This window comes from Eggerthella sp. BIOML-A4, assembly GCF_009875575.1.
Classification (GTDB): Bacteria; Actinomycetota; Coriobacteriia; order Coriobacteriales; family Eggerthellaceae; genus Eggerthella; species Eggerthella lenta.
The window spans coordinates 169,831-186,693 of the sequence record NZ_WWRX01000003.1; the positions used below are offsets into that span (position 1 = coordinate 169,831).

General features: G+C 64.9%; 14 protein-coding genes, 3 tRNA genes and 1 pseudogene. 14 read left to right on the forward strand and 4 right to left on the reverse strand.

The window, feature by feature from the left end; all coding sequences use genetic code 11:
* The first annotated feature begins 145 nt into the window (after nt 1–145).
* Nucleotides 146–2,659 carry a primosomal protein N' gene (gene priA / locus GT613_RS03755; RefSeq protein ID WP_009608307.1) on the forward strand — a complete coding sequence of 838 codons (2,514 nt, stop codon included), beginning with the start codon at nt 146–148 and terminating at the stop codon, nt 2,657–2,659.
* A 33-nt stretch (nt 2,660–2,692) separates the two neighbouring features.
* Here the strand turns inward: priA and GT613_RS03760 are convergent, their stop codons facing one another.
* Complete coding sequence (locus GT613_RS03760; protein WP_009608365.1) at nt 2,693–3,736, reverse strand: D-alanyl-D-alanine carboxypeptidase family protein; 1,044 nt, start codon at nt 3,734–3,736, stop codon at nt 2,693–2,695.
* Between the two features lie 200 nt (nt 3,737–3,936).
* On the opposite strand from GT613_RS03760, the gene GT613_RS15410 reads away from it, so the two are divergent.
* From GT613_RS15410 to GT613_RS03795, 8 genes are all read left to right on the forward strand, one after another.
* Nucleotides 3,937–5,178 carry a transporter substrate-binding domain-containing protein gene (locus GT613_RS15410; RefSeq protein WP_009608320.1) on the forward strand — a complete coding sequence of 414 codons (1,242 nt, stop codon included), beginning with the start codon at nt 3,937–3,939 and terminating at the stop codon, nt 5,176–5,178.
* Entirely contained in the window at nt 5,121–6,719 is a 1,599-nt protein-coding gene (locus GT613_RS15415) for an ATP-binding protein (RefSeq protein WP_233671151.1), read from the forward strand. Before GT613_RS15410 ends, GT613_RS15415 begins: the two co-directional genes overlap by 58 nt.
* A 238-nt stretch (nt 6,720–6,957) precedes the next feature.
* Nucleotides 6,958–8,115: an RNA polymerase sigma factor RpoD gene (gene rpoD / locus GT613_RS03770; protein ID WP_370455169.1), complete on the forward strand. Its 1,158-nt coding sequence runs from the start codon at nt 6,958–6,960 to the stop codon at nt 8,113–8,115.
* Nucleotides 8,116–8,311: 196 nt separating this feature from the next.
* A complete protein-coding gene (gene rlmKL / locus GT613_RS03775) occupies nt 8,312–10,618 on the forward strand; it encodes a bifunctional 23S rRNA (guanine(2069)-N(7))-methyltransferase RlmK/23S rRNA (guanine(2445)-N(2))-methyltransferase RlmL (RefSeq protein ID WP_009608391.1) in 2,307 nt (768 codons plus the stop codon).
* Nucleotides 10,619–10,946: 328 nt separating this feature from the next.
* On the forward strand, nt 10,947–11,288 hold the full coding sequence (locus GT613_RS03780) for a PadR family transcriptional regulator (protein ID WP_009608334.1): 342 nt from the start codon (nt 10,947–10,949) through the stop codon (nt 11,286–11,288).
* Nucleotides 11,285–11,947, forward strand: a complete 663-nt coding sequence (locus GT613_RS03785; RefSeq protein ID WP_009304559.1) for a DUF3887 domain-containing protein — start codon at nt 11,285–11,287, stop codon at nt 11,945–11,947. Before GT613_RS03780 ends, GT613_RS03785 begins: the two co-directional genes overlap by 4 nt.
* Nucleotides 11,948–11,954: 7 nt before the next feature.
* Nucleotides 11,955–12,305: a hypothetical protein gene (locus GT613_RS03790; protein ID WP_009304558.1), complete on the forward strand. Its 351-nt coding sequence runs from the start codon at nt 11,955–11,957 to the stop codon at nt 12,303–12,305.
* Nucleotides 12,298–12,765, forward strand: a complete 468-nt coding sequence (locus tag GT613_RS03795) for a PH domain-containing protein (protein WP_009304557.1) — start codon at nt 12,298–12,300, stop codon at nt 12,763–12,765. Before GT613_RS03790 ends, GT613_RS03795 begins: the two co-directional genes overlap by 8 nt.
* Before the next feature lie 74 nt (nt 12,766–12,839).
* Here the strand turns inward: GT613_RS03795 and GT613_RS03800 are convergent.
* Nucleotides 12,840–12,914: transfer RNA gene (locus tag GT613_RS03800), tRNA-Ile, on the reverse strand.
* Nucleotides 12,915–13,074: 160 nt separating this feature from the next.
* On the opposite strand from GT613_RS03800, the gene GT613_RS03805 reads away from it, so the two are divergent.
* Nucleotides 13,075–13,149: transfer RNA gene (locus tag GT613_RS03805), tRNA-Val, on the forward strand.
* Nucleotides 13,150–13,190: 41 nt separating this feature from the next.
* On the opposite strand, the pseudogene GT613_RS03810 reads toward GT613_RS03805, so the two are convergent.
* Nucleotides 13,191–13,673 (reverse strand): annotated as a pseudogene (locus tag GT613_RS03810) (DUF6125 family protein); the annotation flags it as partial.
* A gap of 290 nt (nt 13,674–13,963) precedes the next feature.
* Between GT613_RS03810 and trpS the strand changes: the two are divergent.
* From trpS to GT613_RS03825, 3 genes are all read left to right on the forward strand, one after another.
* Nucleotides 13,964–15,010: a tryptophan--tRNA ligase gene (gene trpS / locus GT613_RS03815; RefSeq protein ID WP_009304555.1), complete on the forward strand. Its 1,047-nt coding sequence runs from the start codon at nt 13,964–13,966 to the stop codon at nt 15,008–15,010.
* A gap of 125 nt (nt 15,011–15,135) precedes the next feature.
* Nucleotides 15,136–15,210 (forward strand) — tRNA-Asn (locus GT613_RS03820).
* 274 nt (nt 15,211–15,484) lie between these two features.
* Nucleotides 15,485–15,688, forward strand: coding sequence for a cold-shock protein (locus GT613_RS03825; protein WP_009304552.1), 204 nt, complete (start codon nt 15,485–15,487; stop codon nt 15,686–15,688).
* Between the two features lie 75 nt (nt 15,689–15,763).
* Here GT613_RS03825 and GT613_RS03830 read toward each other — a convergent pair whose 3' ends face one another.
* A complete protein-coding gene (locus GT613_RS03830) occupies nt 15,764–16,147 on the reverse strand; it encodes a MerR family transcriptional regulator (protein WP_009304551.1) in 384 nt (127 codons plus the stop codon).
* A gap of 200 nt (nt 16,148–16,347) precedes the next feature.
* On the opposite strand from GT613_RS03830, the gene GT613_RS03835 reads away from it, so the two are divergent.
* Nucleotides 16,348–16,767, forward strand: a complete 420-nt coding sequence (locus GT613_RS03835) for a cupin domain-containing protein (protein ID WP_175282514.1) — start codon at nt 16,348–16,350, stop codon at nt 16,765–16,767.
* Nucleotides 16,768–16,863: the final 96 nt, after the last annotated feature.

Genomic DNA, 16,863 nt, shown 5'->3' on the forward strand with positions numbered 1-16,863 from the left:
AAAGCGGCGTGCGGCGGTGCATGTCGATCCTGGTTTAACAACGGATAGCGTGTTCGGATGCGGGGGCGAGCGGAATGCCAAGGGATTTCCTGCGGTGGAGCGGTAGGGCTCCTGCGGCAGCTCGGGGTTGGGATATACTGGGGGCATGAAACTCGCATCCGTCATCTTGGACATACCCACGCAGGCGCTCGACGCGCCGTATACCTACGCCGTCCCTGAAGAAGCGGGCGACCAGCCGATCGAGGTCGGCTGCGCCGTGCTCGTGCCGTTCGGGCCGCGGCAGGCCGTCGGCTTCGTCATCGGCATCGAGGAGCGCGCCGAAGGCGATTGGCCCGCAGGTCTCGACCCTGCCAAGCTCAAGGGCATCGTGCGCGCGGTGAGCCGCCCGTACTTCGACGAGGAGGGGGCTGCGTGCGCGCAGTGGCTCTCGGAACGCTACATCGCGCCGTTGTCGTCGTGCGTGCGCCTGTTCACGCCGCCTGGCGGCGTGCCGCGCATGGTGCGCGCGCAGGGAGGCTACTGGCGTCTTGAAGAGCCGACGGTGGGGGAAGTCGACGACCGCTGGGTGGTGCCGGGGCCTGCGCTCGCGGACTTCGAGCCGCGCAAGAACGCCGTGAAGCAGGCGTCCATCGCGGCCGCGCTCGAGCGCGGCGAGCTGCGCGTGGCCGAGCTGACGGCCGAGTTCGGCGCGGTGTCGTCGCCTCTCAAGGCACTGGAGAAGCAGGGCGTCGTGCGCATCGAGCACCGCCGTCGCATGCGGGGCTTTCAGGTTCCGTCGGCCTGCCGGCCGACGGAGCGGGCCGACGCCGCGGCTTCCCGCAACGCCCGATATACGGCCGTCGACGAAGGCTCGCGCACCGAAGTGCGCCACGTTTCCGTCATCGACCCCGGCTCAAGCGCTGCGGAAACGCTCGCTGACTCACTGCGCCAACCAGCGGCCGTCCAACCTGCGAGCCTCCAGCCCGCAGGCGCAGTCCAACCCGCAGGCTCCTTCACCCCCTCGCCCAAGCCGCCGCTGACGCGAGGACAGGCCGATGCGCTCGCGGCCATCGACGCGGCGCGCTCGCGCGGCGCGGGCGAGGTGGTGCTCGTGGACGGCGTCACCGGCTCGGGCAAGACCGAGGTGTACCTGCAGGCCATCGAGGAGACGCTGGCCGCCGGGCGCACGGCGTGCGTGCTCGTGCCCGAGATATCGCTGACGCCGCAGACCGTGGCGCGCTTCCGCGGCCGCTTCGGCGATCTGGTGGCCGTCATGCACTCGCGCATGAGCCAGGGCGAGCGCTACGACCAGTGGGATTTTATCCGCTCGGGCGCGGCGCGCGTGGTCGTGGGCGCCCGCAGCGCGCTGTTCACGCCGCTTTCGAACCTCGGTCTCATCGTCATCGACGAGGAGCACGAAGGTTCCTACAAGCAGGACAGCGCGCCGCGCTACCATGCGCGCGACGTGGCCGTGTGGATGGCGCGGCGCGCCGGGGCCGCCGTGGTGCTGGGAAGCGCCACGCCCTCCATCGAGGCGCTGCACGCCTGCGCGAAAAACCCCTCATGGCATCAGGTGAGCCTGCCCGAGCGCGCGAACGGCAAACCGTTGCCCGAGGTGCAGGTGGTGGACATGGCGAAGGAGTTCAGCGGCGGGTCGCGTTCGATGTTCGCGCTGCCGCTGGCCCGCGCGCTCGAGGAGGAGCTGGCCGCCGGCCGCAAGGCGGTGCTGCTGCTCAACCAGCGCGGCTTCGCGAAATTCTTGCTGTGCCGGGAATGCGGTTTCGTGCCCGAGTGCCCCTCGTGCTCCACGTCGCTCACGTACCACGAACGCGGCAACTTCCTGATCTGCCATCACTGCGGCTATCGGATACCCACGCCGCCCGTGTGCCCGGAATGCGGCAGCCCCTACCTCAAGAAGTTCGGCGCGGGCACGCAGCGGGTCGAGGCCGAGCTGCGCGTGCTGCTCGACGAGATGCCCGGCGTGGGCCCGGGGGTGCCCATCGTGCGCATGGACGCCGACACCACGAGCGGCAAGGGCGCGCACCAGCGTCTGCTCGAGGAGTTCGCCGCCGCCGACGCCGCCGTGCTGCTGGGCACGCAGATGATCGCGAAGGGCCTCGACTTCGAGGACGTCACGCTCGTGGGCGTCATCAACGCCGACACCATGCTGAAGCTGCCCGACTACCGCGCCTCCGAGCGCACGTTCGACCTTGTGGAGCAGGTGGCGGGTCGCGCGGGCCGCGCCGAGCTGCCGGGCCGCGTGCTCGTGCAGACCTACGAGGCCGACGCTCCCGCCATCCGCGCGGCCGCCGCCTACGACCGCGCCCTGTTCCTGCGCGACGAGCTGCCGAAGCGCCGCCTGCTGGGCTACCCGCCCTACGTGCGCATGGCGAACGTGCTGGTGTGGAGCAAGGACGAGCCGGCCGTGCGCCGCGTGGCGGCCGAGCTGCAGGCGGCGCTGGAGGAGGCGGTGCGCGACTTCGGCGGCGACGGTTGGAGCGTGCTGCCCGCCACGCCGTGCGTGCTGGCGAAGCTGCGCGGCACGTACCGCTGGCACATCGTGGTGAAGTGCCCGGCTGACGCCGACCTGTCCGATGCGCTGCTGCCCCTCTTCCGCCGCCGCAAGCCCGACAGGGATGCGAACGTGGCCGTGGACGTCGATCCCGACGATCTGCTGTAGCGCGCTCGCGCCGCGGCTTGGCGGACGTTCGGCCTACCAGCCCTCCATGAACCAGGCGACCGTGAACGCCACGCGCTCGCCCCAGGCCGCGATGTCCTCGTCCGAAATGGGCGCGCGCAGCGAGGATCGGTTCGCGTACGCCCAGTCGTACAGCGCTGCGGAATCGACGAATCGCTGCGGCTTCGAGGACGACCCCAGCACCACGGCGTAGTACTCGTGCCCGTCTCCGCGGTTCACGGCCGTCGCCGCGCAGGGCCCGGCGGCCAGCGTGTAGCCGGTCTTGGCCGCGCACGCGCCCGGGTAGCTGCCCAGCAGGGCGTCGGTGTTCTCCAGCGCCAGCGTCACGGGCGCCCCGTCGCGCTGGACCGTGATGTCTGCCTGCGAGAACCCGATGTTCGCTCGGACGAGGTCGATCTGCATGGCCGCGCGCAGCATTGTCGCCACGTCGGCCGCGCAGCTGTACTGCCCCTGGGCGAACGCGTCGAAGTCCAGGCCGTGCGGGTTCGCGAAGAACGAGTTCTCCAGCCCCAGCTCGGCCGCCTTCGCGTTCATGGCCTCGACGAACGCCGCCTCGCAGGCGTACGCGTCGCCGCCCGACCCCTTCTGCGCCAGCATCCGCGCTCCGGCCGCTTGGGCGATGGCCGACGCCGCGTCGTTGCCCGAAGCCGTGAGCAGCGCCTTCAGCGCGTCGTCGAAGGTCATCGAGTCGCCTTGCGCGAGCCCGGCGCTCGATTCGCCGACGCTGGCGGCTTCGGGCGTGACCTCGATCATCGTCGATGCGTCCAGCCAGTCCGCCGCCACGATCGCGGTCATGATCTTCGTCAGCGAGGCGATCTGCGCGGCGTCATCGGCGTTGCGGCCGAACCACAGCGTGCCGTCCTCGTCCATGAGCGCGGCACAGGATGCGTCGAGGTCGGGAAGCCGGTCGGGCGGCAAGGCGCGCTCGGCGGCGCTGAGACGGAGCGCCATGTCGTCCTCGTCCACGGAACCGAAGGCGGCCGCGAGCGGCAGGCACGCCAGGAGGCCGACCAGGGTCAGGCAGGCGGCTGCGCGGAGATGGCGGCGTCGGGCGTTCATCGGCTGCTCCTCGGGTGCGTGCGGAGGGTTCGTCTGCGTAACAGTATACGCGCTGGAGAGCGTCGCATGGGAAGCGGCTTAAAACGGTTTTATCGGTTCTCGCGGGCCTCCGTTCATGTCGGATCGTAGGTTTTCGGCAAGACCGTGGTATCCTAGCTGATCGTGAGGCGTTCTCGCGGGTGTCGAAGGAGGGATGGGCTGTGGGAAAGAAAGCGGCGCGTTGCGTCTGCTCGGCGATGGCCGCATTGCTGATGGCAACAACCGTCTTCGTCGTTCCCGCGGCGGCCGATGTCGGCGGTTCGCGGGATGCATCCGAGGACGTTCGAGTGGTGCGCGTGGCGTTCCCCGAGGTCGAAGGCATCAGCGTGACCGATGCCGACGGCGTGCGCTCCGGCATCCTCTACGATTGGCTCGCGGAGGTTTCCAAGTACACCGGATGGACCTATGAGTTCGTGGACGGCGATGTCCAAAGTCTCATGAAACGGACGTCTGCGGGAGAGATCGACCTCATGGGCGGCATGTACTATCGGGAGCAGCTCGTCGATTCGTTCCAGTATTCGAACTTCGCCATCGGTGCGAACCACGCCCTGCTCATCAGCCTCGAAGAGAACGACGATGTCGTCGTCTTCGACTCTCGCACGCTCAACGGCAAGACCATCGGCGTGTTCGAGAACGCTACCGAGAAGATTCGCCGTCTCGAAAACTACCTCGATTTCAACGATATCCACTGCATCGTCCTGCCGCTCGACTACGATGCCTACTCGAAATGCCTGGACGACGGCACCGCCGACGTGGTGCTGGGCGGCGACGTGGACGTCACCGAAGGCCGCAGGGTCGCCGCCGAGTTCGACGGCGAACCGTACTACATAGCCATGCCGTTCGGAAGCGATCTGAAGGACGATCTGGATGCAGCGATGACGTCGATCTACACGGCGAATGCCGAGTTCGCGAACGAGCTCGATGCAAAGCACCTGCCGTCCCGCCGCCAATGCGCCATCAAGTTCTCCGAAGCCGACCGTGCGTTCATCGACAATGCAGGCGAGATCAGCGTGGCCGTCATGCAGGGCCGCTACCCGCTGTACTACGAGCGCGACGGACTGTACCAGGGCATCGTGAAGGATGTGCTCGACCTGGTCACCGAGCGCACGGGGCTCGCGTTTCGCCTCGTGCATGCCAGTACGTACCAAGATGCCGTCGACCTGGTTAAATCGGGGGAAGTGGACATGATGGGCGGCTTCTTGGACGACGGCTACGCGGCGGACGGCCAACAGCTCGCCATCACCGAGAGCTTCGCGTCGCTCAACGAGGTGGTGTTCCGCAACAAGCTGGCTTCCTCCGGGAAACGGTCTTCGCCCAGATCGAAGGGCGTGATGGCACCGACGGCGTGGAGGCTTCCGAGGTCGTGCACTACCGTACCTACGAAGACTGCCTCGAAGCGGTGAACTCCGGACGCGCCGACGCCACCAGCATGCCCGTCGCGTTTGCGGAAGGCCTGTTCATCGACCACTCGTTCAGCAACATCACGCCGGCAACCTCCGAGCATCATGAGGCGGGCCTTTCGTTCGCCCTCGCCAAGCCCGTGGACACGGAGCTGTACTCGATCATGAGCAAGGCGGTGAACAGCTTCTCGCAGGACGAGCTGGACACCATCGCGTCGCACAATAGCATGCCCTCGTTCGGCAAGCAGCGCACCATTCAAGCGCTCGTCTCCGAGAACCCCTTGCTCGTCGTGGCGTTGAGCCTCGTGCTGTGCCTGTTCGTGGGCGCTATAGTCATCGTGGTGTCGGTGGCGAAGGTGCGCAACCGCATGATGGAGATGAAGCTGGAGAAGGTGGAGGAGATGGGTCGAGCGAAGACCGACTTCCTCTCGCGCATGTCCCATGAGATCCGAACGCCGATGAACGCCATCATCGGGCTTTCGAGCGTGGCGTCGCTGTCGGGAGAAGCCACGCCGTCCATTCGCTCGAGTCTCGAGAAGATCAACATGTCGGCCCAGTTCCTGCTGTCGCTCGTGAACGACATCCTCGATATGTCGAAGATCGAGAACGACAAGATGCGCATAGAGACGGCGCCGCTCCGCCTGCGTTCGCTGGCCGAGCGTCTGCAGAGCATGTTCTTTCTCCAGGCCGAGGACAAGGGAGTCCTGTTCGAGACCCGCTGCGATGCCGACGACGTCGTGGTGGGCGACGACGTGCGGCTGCAGCAGGTGCTGGCGAACCTCTTGTCCAACGCGCTCAAGTTCACCGATCCGGGGGACGCCATCCGGCTGAGCGTGGTCGTGCTCATGCGCGACGAGGGAAGCGCGCGTGTGCGCTTCAGCGTGGAAGATACCGGCGCGGGCATCCGCGAGGAGGATCTCGAGCGCATTTTCGTGTCGTTCGAGCAGGCGTCCGAGAATCGCCGCAACGCGCAGGGGACGGGTCTCGGCCTGGCTATCAGCAGCAACCTCGTACGACTCATGGGAGGAAGGCTGGACGTGCAGAGCCGCGTCGGCGAGGGTTCGGAGTTCTTCTTCGTGCTGGAGCTGCCGACGGCCGACGAGGAGGCTTTGGGGGACGAGGAGACCCCTGCGGAAACGGCCGACCGGTCGCTTGCGGGCACGCGCGTGCTGCTTGCCGAAGACAACGATCTGAACGCCGAGATCGCCGTGGCGCTGCTCGACATGCAGGGCGTCGAGGCGCGGCGTGCGGCGAACGGGCGCGAAGCCGTGGACATGTTCGAAGCTTCGGAGCCGGGAGCGTTCGATTTCGTGTTGATGGACGTGAAGATGCCGTTGCTCGACGGCCTCGAGGCGGCGATCGAGATCCGCTCGCTCGATCGGGAAGACGCTCGCACGGTGCCCATCATCGCGCTCACGGCCAACACGTTCCAGGAGGACCGCGAGGACGCGGCCGCTGCCGGGATGGACGGCTTCATCCCCAAGCCCTTCGATGCCCAGCAGCTCTACGAGACGCTGCGCAGCTACCTGCCGCGCAAGGGGTAGGCTCACGGTTGCGGCGCAAGTTCGCGAGCCTCGCAAAACCTGCGCAAGCGTCATATTCGTCAGCAAGATGACGGAAAAGTGTGGTATATTATTTGGCTGTATCTTTGCGCCTGGTGCGTATGTATACTCATGCCCTGCGCGCAGTCCGGTCGGAAAGGAAGATCACGTGGCCCAAGCCTCAAGCAAGCAAGCCCAAGAGCGGAACAACGCGGCGGTTGCCTCGATCGAAGCCGAAGACATCCTGGAGGAAGACGCCCTCGACGACGAGCCTGATGTGGTCGACGCCGGCGACGGACTCGACGACGATAAGCTTGAAAGCCCCCTGTCCGATGACAGCGACGACGAAGACCTGCTCGAAGGCATTCCTGAAGAGGAGCTTAAGGCGACGGTCGAGGTTCAGCTGCCCAAGGTGGCGGGCAAGAGCAAGGTGCGCTCCGTGCGCAAGCGCAATGCCGACGCCAGCGTGACCATGCTCACGGGCGACCCCGTCCGCATGTACCTCAAGGAGATCGGCAAGGTCCCGCTGCTCACGGCCGCCGAAGAGATCGACCTCGCCATGAAGATCGAGGCCGGCGTGGCCGCCATGGAGGAGCTTGAGAAGGCCGAGGACGAGGGCATCGAGCTCGAGCGCCGCGAGAAGCGCCGCCTCGGCCGCATCGAGCAGGTGGGCATCGACGCGAAGCAGCAGCTTATCGAGGCGAACCTGCGTCTCGTCGTGTCCATCGCCAAGCGCTACGTAGGACGCGGCATGCTGTTCCTCGACCTTATCCAGGAGGGCAACCTCGGCCTCATCCGCGCCGTCGAGAAGTTTGACTACACGAAGGGCTTCAAGTTCTCGACGTACGCCACCTGGTGGATCCGCCAGGCCATCACGCGCGCCATCGCCGATCAAGCCCGCACCATCCGCATCCCCGTGCACATGGTGGAGACCATCAACAAGCTCGTGCGCATCCAGCGCCAGCTGTTGCAGGAGCTCGGCCGCGAGCCCAGCCCCGAGGAGATCGGCAAGGAGATGGGTCTGCCTGCCGAGCGCGTGCGCGAGATCCAGAAGATCTCGCAGGAGCCCGTGTCGCTGGAAACGCCTATCGGCGAGGAGGAGGATTCCCAGCTGGGCGACTTCATCGAGGACGATGCCGCCGTGGTGCCGCCCGACGCCGCCTCGTTCAGCATGCTGCAAGAGCAGCTGTCGAAGGTGCTCGACGGCCTGGCCGAACGCGAGCGCAAGGTGATCAGCCTGCGCTTCGGCCTGGAGGACGGCCATCCCCGCACGCTCGAGGAGGTCGGACGCGAGTTCGGCGTCACGCGCGAGCGCATCCGCCAGATCGAGAGCAAAACGCTGGCGAAGCTGCGCCACCCGTCCCGCTCGAGCAAGCTGAAAGACTACCTGGAAGATTAAGGTTCCGGCGGCCTGACGGCCGTCGGAACGGGCCGACGCTGCGAAGGACCCTGGCGCCCCGCTTTGGCGCGATGGCGAAGACTCGCGTACGCAACGTACGCTTCGCCTTCTCCATCCCGCCAATTCGGAACACCAGGGTCCTTCTCGCTGACTTACTACGCCAACCTGCGGCATGCGAAGATTGGATCTGCGCTGTATGGATAACGAAAACCTCGAACTGTTCGCTAGCTGCCTGTCCGGTTTGGAGGCGCCGCTCGCCGAAGAGCTGAAGCGTCTGGGCATCAAGCGCGTGCGCCCCCTCGGCGGGGGCGTCGCCTTTTTCTGCGACGTGCGCCATGCGTTGTCGGCGTGCCTGTGGTCGCGGCTGGCTTCGCGCATCCTCGTGGTGGTGGGGCGCGTGAACGCAGGCGATGCGAACCTGCTGTACGAGGGCGTGCGGCGCATCGCCTGGGAGGGCGTCATCGTTCCGGGCGCGAGCATGTCCGTGCAGGCGCACGGCATGAACGACGAGCTGCGCAACACCCGGTTCACGGCGCTCAAGGTGAAGGATGCCGTATGCGACCGTTTGCGTGAGATGCGCGGCGAACGTCCCGACGTCGACGCCGATCATGCCGACGTTTCGGTGGACGTGCGTGTGCGGGAGGGGCGCGCCACGATCTCGCTCGACCTGTCGGGCGAATCGTTGTACCACCGTTCCTACCTCACGCCCGACGACGGTCCCGACGCCCCGCTGTCGTGCGCGCTCGCGGCCGGCCTTCTGGCGCTGGCAGGTTGGCGCACCCGCGGAAGCCGCGGCGAGGCGCTGGTCGATCCGGCGTGCGGCGACGGCTTCCTGGTGGTGGAGGCGGCATCTGCCGCGTGCGACCTGGCTCCGGGCCTTACGCGCGAGCGCTGGGGTTTCTTCGGCTGGGTGCCTTCGGATCCTGACGTCTGGAACGAGCTCATCGACGAGGCGGACGAGCGGTTCGAACGCGGCCTCGCGTCGGCCACGGCGCCGGGCGCGCTCGACGGCCCCGCGTCGGCACCGCCCGATCCGGCGCATGTGCGCTTCGCGGGCGCGTCCACGTCGTCTCCGGCCATAGCGCGGGCGCGCGTCCACGCCAAGCGCGCGGGCTTGCGCCAGGCCGTCAGCATCGAGCTTGCGGACGCGCAGAGCGTCGACGAGTTGGTGTCGCGCGTGTGCGCCGCTGCCGGCAGGGCGCGCGGCGGAGAGGCGGCCTCGTGCACGGTCGCCAGCGTGCTGCCCACGGGCGAGCGGGCCCAGTCCGACGCGCGCTCGCAGGCTGACGCGGCCGCGTTCGTGCGCGCGGCTTCGGTCGCTCCGGGGGGCTCGACGTTCGCCGTGGCCGGCGGCGAGATCGTGGAGGCGCGCTTTGGCGTCGCGCCCGCGGTGCGCGCCGTGCTCGGCCGCGACCGCGTGGAGACCGAGGCGCTCGTGTTCGACAAGCCCCCCATGGAGGCCGTGAAGGTGGTCGTGCCCGATCCCGCGGGCGGCGCCGAGCATGTGGTGGAGGTGCTGGAGCCGACGTCCGAGCAGTTCGCCGCACGGCTGCGCAAAACGGCCAAGGAGCGCCGCAAGTGGGCGCGCCGTGAAGGCGTGTCGTGCTACCGCGTGTACGATGCCGACCTGCCCGACTACGCCGTGGCCATCGACGTGTATCCGGGCGCGGGCGATGCCGAGGGCAACCTGTACCTGCACATCGCCGAGTACGCGGCGCCCTCCACCATCGATCCCGGCAAGGCGCAGCGCCGCTACGACGACGTGCTGGCGCTCGCGCCCGTGGTGCTGGGCGTGCGCCCCGACCACGTGTTCTCGAAGGTGCGCCGCCGCGACAAGGGCGGCAGCCAGTATCGCGACTCGAGCCGGCGCTCCTACGTCACCCAGGTGCGCGAGGACGGCTATCTGTTCGAGGTCGATCTGGTCGGTTACCTGGATACAGGCCTGTTCCTCGACCATCGTCTCACGCGCGAGCTGGTGGGGAAGAAGGCCGAGGGAAAGCGCTTCCTCAACCTGTTCGCCTACACGGGTTCGGCGAGCGTGCATGCAGCCGGTGGCGGCGCCAAGAGCACTGCGACGGTGGACTTGTCGCAGACCTACCTCGACTGGGCCGCTCGCAATATGGCAGCCAACGGCTTCGAGGGGGAGCAGCATACCTTCGAACGCGGCGACACGATGGCGTGGATCACCGAAGCGCGCCGCACCGGCCGCCGCTTCGACCTCGTGTTCGTCGATCCGCCCACGTTCTCCAACTCCAAGGCCATGGGCAAGCGCACGTGGGACGTGCAGCGCGACCATGTGGAGCTGCTCATCGGCGTGTCGCGCCTGCTGTCGGAAGAGGGCGAGGCCGTGTTCTCGTGCAACCTCCGTTCGTTCAAGCCCGACGAGGAGGCGCTGGCCAAGTACGGCGTCACGCTCGAGGACATCACGGCGCAGACCATTCCCCACGACTTCGAACGCAACCCCCGTATCCATAAATGCTACCTGGTTAAAAGAACCCAGTAACCCGTCTTCCTGTTCCTCGACGCGGCGTACGGGCTGTCGACGGTGCCGGTGATGGCGAAAAAGCATCGAATTCGGAAATCTCGCACCGGCTTTCGCGGACGCCGGTCGGCTTCCTTTTGCGAAACGCCTGGTCGCGCAGTCGCCTTTCCTGCATGCACTGTTCCGAGTGTGTCCGAAAGGACGCGGCGGTTTCCAAATTCGACGTCTTTTCGTCATTTTCAGCCCGATGCGCTGCAGCGTCGGGCTTTTGCTCGGTCTTATCGTATTGCAAGATATTCGCAGATCAGATATATTTAGTATTGCTAGGTGATAGAGGGAAGGGTTCGGAATGCAGCTCCGGTTCGCGCAGCAGATGAAGAAGGGCGCGCTCGACATGCTCGTCTTGAAGCTGCTGCAGCACGAGGAGAAATACGGCTATCAGCTGATCAGCGAGCTTCGCGACCGCTCGAACGGCGCGCTCGCGCTCAAGGAGGGCACGCTGTACCCCATCCTCTACCGGCTTGAGGACGGCGGCCTCGTGACCAGCCGCATGAGCGCGCACGTTGCGAAGGAGCCCGCGCGCAAGTACTACGCGATCACCGAGGCGGGGCGCGACGCGTTGCGCGAGATGTACGAGATCTGGAACGAATTCGACGGACATGTGCGGTCGATCATGGAGGAGGAGCGATGAACAAGGAATCCTATGTGAAGGCGGTTGCGAAGCGTCTGACCTGCTCGAAAGCGCGCCAAGCCGAGTTCGTGCGCGACCTCGAATCCGACATCGCCGCTGCTCTGTCAGCAGGCGAGACCTGGGAGCAGGTGGAATCCCGCATGGGCGACCCGCGTCAGGTGGCGCAAGAGTTCAACGAGGATCTCTCCGAAGCGGAGCGAGCCGCCGGCAAGAAACGCAAGCGCACCAAGACGATAGCTATCGTGGCGACCGTCGCGGTGGCCGTGGCGGCGATCATCGGAGCCGCGACCTGGTGGGCATCGCCGAAAACCGCCCCTGCGGGGCAAAGCTCCCACCAAACCGAGCAGCAGGTAATCGAGCGTGCGCAGGAGGTGGTCGCGCTGCTCGACGCGGGCGATTACGAAACGCTGCAGTCGATGTCGATCGACGAAATGAAAGCGGGTCTCAACGCCGAGATGATGGAGCAAGCGAGGGAGATCACGGTTCCCGGTGATTGGGGTGCCTTCGGGTCGTTCGGCAATGCGTACGCGACGGAGATCTCGCAATCCGGGCAGGTGTTCGATGTGGTGGAGGTCGTCGCCGTGTACGAGAAAGCGACGGTAACGTACGGCATCAGCTTCCTGAACGGCGAAGAGCTTGCCGGAATTCGTATGAGGTAGGCCCATCATGGAAACGTTCATCGCCCTCATCGTCGTCGGTGTTCTCATGTGCGTGTATGGCGCGTTCGTGTTCGCCGGCAATGTGAAATGCTTCAGCATCCTCGCCGGGGGAAACAACTTTCTGGCGCTCAACCCGAGCGAGGCGCAGTATCGCCGGGAGGCTCGACGCTCAGGTGTGGCCATCTTCCTGCTCGCGATCGATTTTTGGTGCTTCGGGGCGTGGAGCTACGCCCAACAGGACGACGCGGTGCGCACGGCGTGCTTGGTCATCGGCATCGCGGCGGCCTTGGGCGTCGCCGTGCTCATCGTTCTTTCGCTGAAGACGCATGTCGACGTATTGAAGGAGCATCATGGGTGAGCCGATGAGGTTCGCGGGGAAAGTGGACGGGTGGTATTACGCGTTGACGGTGGGCGTCAACGTCATGCTGGCGTGGCCGCTCACGTCGTTCTTCGCCGATCCTGCGAAAGAGGGCGCGTTCATAAGCGCCGTCGTCTGCTCGCTGTGCCTTGTCCTCTGCGACATCTTCATCATCCCTACGCTTCTTCGCAACTACGTCGAGTTCGACGGGAAGGGCAACCTGCTCATCGTGTTCGGCTTCCAGAAGGCGACGTATCCCGTCTCGAAGATCCGCCGGTTGCGCGAGACGTCCAACCCGTTGGCTTCCCTGGCGGCGTCGTTCGACCGCATCGAGCTGCGCATCGGCTACGAGGAGCTGATGATCGCCGTCAAGGACAAGGAAGAATTCTTCGCCGAGATCGAGCGGCGGTGCCCCCAGGTCGAGATCGTGCGAAGGGCCTCCGTTTCCAAGTCCAGGTGAGCTCCGGGCGACCCGGCGACCGCCGCATAAAAAACCGGTTGCGCGAGTCGTAGCGCAACCGGTTTCGATTTTCCTGGTGGGCCCAGCAGGGCTCGAACCTGCAACCAAGGGATTATGAGTCCCCTGCTCCACCATTGAGCTATAGGCCCGTAAAGCGTCCCGCTATTCTATCCCAAAACGGGCACCGATGCCAAGGGGATATCCGCAAGCCGATGCAAATCCTCTTCGAGAAATTTTCGAAAAAGGGGCTTGCGCGTATTCGAAACTACCGGTAGAATACTCAAACGTTGCGAACGACGCAACCGAAACGGTCGCTTGGCTCAGCGGGAGAGCATCGCCTTCACACGGCGGGGGTCACAGGTTCAAATCCTGTAGCGACCACCATGAATTCAAAAGCCTTCCTTTCGGAAGGCTTTTTCATATCCTCACGCTTTCAGCGTGAACTTCCAAGCGCAATTGCAGGAGTCGTCCGTCATATCGGGGAAACAGCTCAGGCATTCGCAGGAGATGCGGTCGTCGATGCTCTCGGCGAACACCCCGTACTCCACCACGCCCACGCTGCGGCAGGGATGGAACCCCATGCCTTTGCGCTTGCGCGCGTTCTGCACGCGGCAGTCGACGATGCGGTAGGTCAGCTCGTCGCCTTCCACGAGGATCTCGTCGACGTTCGCGGCCGACTGGCAGCGCAGCGCGAGCGCGCGGGCCAGACCCTCGATGCCGGGGCGCTCGTCCAGCCCGAGGAACTTCTTGATGCGTCGCGCCTCCGACACGCTGAAGCGCCGCCACGCCTCGATGTCATGGCGCACGGCCGTGTCCATGCCCTCTTCTCGTTCGAGGGACTGAAACCAGGTGCCGTCGAGGGCGATGAGGTTCTTCGCGTATATCTCCAGAAGCTCGACGAGCTCGTCTTTCCCAAGGTTGCGCTAGGTGTCGTTCATGTGGGTGCTCCATCTTCTCGCTTTGGCTGGCGCGTATATCGCGTACGTAGGAATTATACTGCGCGCGAGCGGCTCCGGTTTTCCTCCCGCATTCCTCAAATGGGCGGATCTATGGGTCTCGCCCTTCAGGTCGAGCGCAGGGCGGGCGTTCGGGCGGGCTGCCGGAGCTTCGGCGATTGCTGTACCGAACGGCGAAAACCGTTATACTGAATCGTTGCAACCATCCAACGAAGAGCTTCGATCAACGGAGAACCGACACTATGAGCATCGATAGTTTTGAAGCGAGCCGCAAGCGCTCCGACGAGATCCGCGCCGATCTTCCCATCCACCCCGAGAAGTACACTATGCTCACGGGCGACCGTCCCACGGGCCGTTTGCACATGGGCCACTACTTCGGCACCATCCGCGAACGCGTCGCGCTGCAGGACATGGGCATAACCACGCGCATCATCATCGCCGACTACCAGGTGATCACCGATCGCGACACCACCGAGCACATCCAGGACAACGTGTACAACATGGTGGTGGACTACCTGGCCTGCGGCATCGATCCCGAGAAGACCATCATCTTCACGCATTCGGCCGTTCCGGCGCTGAACCAGCTCATGCTGCCTTTCCTATCGCTTGTCACCGAGGCCGAGCTTCTTCGCAACCCGACCGTGAAATCAGAGATGGACGCGTCGGGCCATGCGCTCACGGGGCTTCTGCTCACGTATCCGGTGCACCAGGCGTGCGACATCCTGTTCTGCAAGGGCAACATCGTGCCGGTGGGCAAGGACCAGCTGCCGCACATCGAGCAGACCCGCCAGGTTGCGCGCCGTTTCAACGAGCGCTACGGCCACGTGTTCCCCGAGCCCGAAGGCGTGCTGAACGACGCGGTGGAGATCCCCGGCCTCGACGGGCGCAAGATGTCGAAGAGCTACGGAAACGCCATCAGCCTGTCGCTGACCGCGGAGGAAACCGCCAAGCTCATCAAGAAGTCGAAGACCGACGCCGACCGCATGATCACCTACGACAAGGAGAACCGCCCCGGCGTGTCGGCGCTCCTCACCACCGCCGCGCTGTGCACGGGCCGCACCGAGGTCGACATCGCCGAAGAGATCGGCGACGGCGGGTCGGGCACGCTCAAGAAGTACGTCACCGAGAGCGTAAACGAGTTCCTGGCGCCCATCCGCGAGCGTCGCGTGCAGCTGGCCGGCGATATGGACTACATCAAGGACGTGCTGCACGAGGGCAACCGCCGTGCCAACGAGATCGCGAACGCTACGCTCGATGAGGTAAGAGAAGCCATGAACATGGTTTATTAGACTTTTTGGCTTATGACCTGGCCTTATCATTGGAAATCTTGCAAGTGCCCAATTTTTGAAAATTCGGTATTGCGAAATGATGAGGTTCCGGTATAATCTTCACTTGCGCGATCAAGGGCGCACATTCCTCGGTAGCTCAACGGCAGAGCATCCGGCTGTTAACCGGAGGGTTGTAGGTTCGAATCCTACCCGGGGAGCCAGAATTTAACGGCAGGCCAGACGAACAGTCTGGTCTGTTTTTTTATTCCGTCGCATTCGGTATCGCATCGCCTGTCGCATCCGGCACCTTTCGCCTCGCGCACTTCGAAAAGTGCTGATCTTGTGTGCGAGCAAGTATCGGGCTCTGCTCCTCGGATTCTCCGTTGCAGGGCTTATACTGAGGTAGGCGACAACACGTCGCTTATGATCGCAACGCTGACAACACGGTTGCATGCGTCGCAGTATGAGCCCTTCGGGGTGGAAAGCTAGGTTTGTATGTCTCAAGGTACGGTTAAGTGGTTCAGCTCTGAAAAAGGTTACGGCTTCATCTCCCAGGAGAACGGCGAAGACCTGTTCGTCCATTTCAGCGAGATTCAGGGCGACGGCTACAAGAGCCTCGACGAAAACGCCAAGGTGGAATTCGTGATCGCGTCCGGTTCCAACGGCAAGAGCCAGGCCACGCAGGTGTGCGTGCTCTAAAGCTCTGAACGCATGAACGAGCAAAAGCGGCCCTTAGGGGCCGCTTTTTTTGCATGCAAGGCCGGGCTCTGCGGATCACGCTTCGCCGCGCAGCTTCTTCTCGCAGTCATGGATGGTCTTGTCGTAGTTGTCGATCTTGAAGTTCAGGCGATCGAGGCCGGCCTGCATCTCGGCGATGCGCCGCTCCACGAGCGCGCGTTGCTCCTCGAGCAGCGTTTTGCGCGCTTCGAGAGTCGAATCGCCCTGGTCGTACAGCGCCATGTACTCGATGAGCGCCTCGATGGACACGCTGGCGGCCCGCATGCACTTCGCGAACTGCACGCGCGCGCAATCTTGCTCGCTGTAGTCGCGGATGCCGCTTGCCGTGCGGGTGACGTTCGGCAGCAGGCCGATGCGTTCGTAGTAGCGCAGCGTGTCGGCGGACAGGCCGTATTCCTTGCTCACTTCGGCGATCTTCATGGGAAGCTCCTTACCTCGTAGGTGCATTGAACCACATGGAGCCCGCTCCAAGTCAAGCGATGGCAGGCAAGTCGGTTCGGATTCGCGTGTTCCCTTGACTTGGAGTCCGCTCAAAGGACTAGGATGGGTTCGTCAGACTGGGCAAGGCGGGAGACGGCAGGATGCCGGACAAGCCTTCCGGCGAAAAGGAAGGATGCATCATGGACATGAAGGAGAGCTTGGGCCCTGCAGCGGTGTTTCCGCTGGGCGAGGAGAACGAGGCGTACGCGCAGTACTTCGTCGGCACGAGCTATCTGGCGCCGCTGACCGGGGCGGATGCGGGCGTGAGCGTGAGCAATGTGACGTTCGAGCCGGGATGTCGCAACAACTGGCACGTGCACCATGTCGGAGGCCAGATCCTGCTGGTCACGGGCGGGCGCGGCTACTACCAGGAATGGGGCCGGCCCGCGCGCGAGCTCAAGCCGGGCGATGCGGTGAGCATCCCGCCCGAAACGAAGCATTGGCACGGGGCGGCGTCGGACAGCTGGTTCTCGCACGTGGCCATCGCCGTGCCGGCCGAAGGCGCGTCGAACGAGTGGCTGGAGCCCGTTGCGGATGAGGAGTACGCCGCGCTGGCATAGCGCTCGCGGCTGCTCGCGGCTCGCGCCGATATAGGAGCTTTCTGCGATTGAAGAAGCCGTTTCGTCGCAAACGGCTTCTTCCGGTATCATAGACAA

Coding starts and splice junctions, on each gene's coding strand:
- GT613_RS03780 (WP_009608334.1), top strand. CDS start 10,947: ATGCAGCTCCGGTTCGCGCAGCAGATGAAGAAGGGCGCGCTCGACATG.
- priA (WP_009608307.1), top strand. CDS start 146: ATGAAACTCGCATCCGTCATCTTGGACATACCCACGCAGGCGCTCGAC.
- GT613_RS03830 (WP_009304551.1), bottom strand. CDS start 16,147: ATGAAGATCGCCGAAGTGAGCAAGGAATACGGCCTGTCCGCCGACACG.
- GT613_RS03760 (WP_009608365.1), bottom strand. CDS start 3,736: ATGAACGCCCGACGCCGCCATCTCCGCGCAGCCGCCTGCCTGACCCTG.
- GT613_RS03790 (WP_009304558.1), top strand. CDS start 11,955: ATGGAAACGTTCATCGCCCTCATCGTCGTCGGTGTTCTCATGTGCGTG.
- GT613_RS03785 (WP_009304559.1), top strand. CDS start 11,285: ATGAACAAGGAATCCTATGTGAAGGCGGTTGCGAAGCGTCTGACCTGC.
- GT613_RS03825 (WP_009304552.1), top strand. CDS start 15,485: ATGTCTCAAGGTACGGTTAAGTGGTTCAGCTCTGAAAAAGGTTACGGC.
- rlmKL (WP_009608391.1), top strand. CDS start 8,312: ATGGATAACGAAAACCTCGAACTGTTCGCTAGCTGCCTGTCCGGTTTG.
- GT613_RS03835 (WP_175282514.1), top strand. CDS start 16,348: ATGGACATGAAGGAGAGCTTGGGCCCTGCAGCGGTGTTTCCGCTGGGC.
- GT613_RS03795 (WP_009304557.1), top strand. CDS start 12,298: ATGGGTGAGCCGATGAGGTTCGCGGGGAAAGTGGACGGGTGGTATTAC.
- trpS (WP_009304555.1), top strand. CDS start 13,964: ATGAGCATCGATAGTTTTGAAGCGAGCCGCAAGCGCTCCGACGAGATC.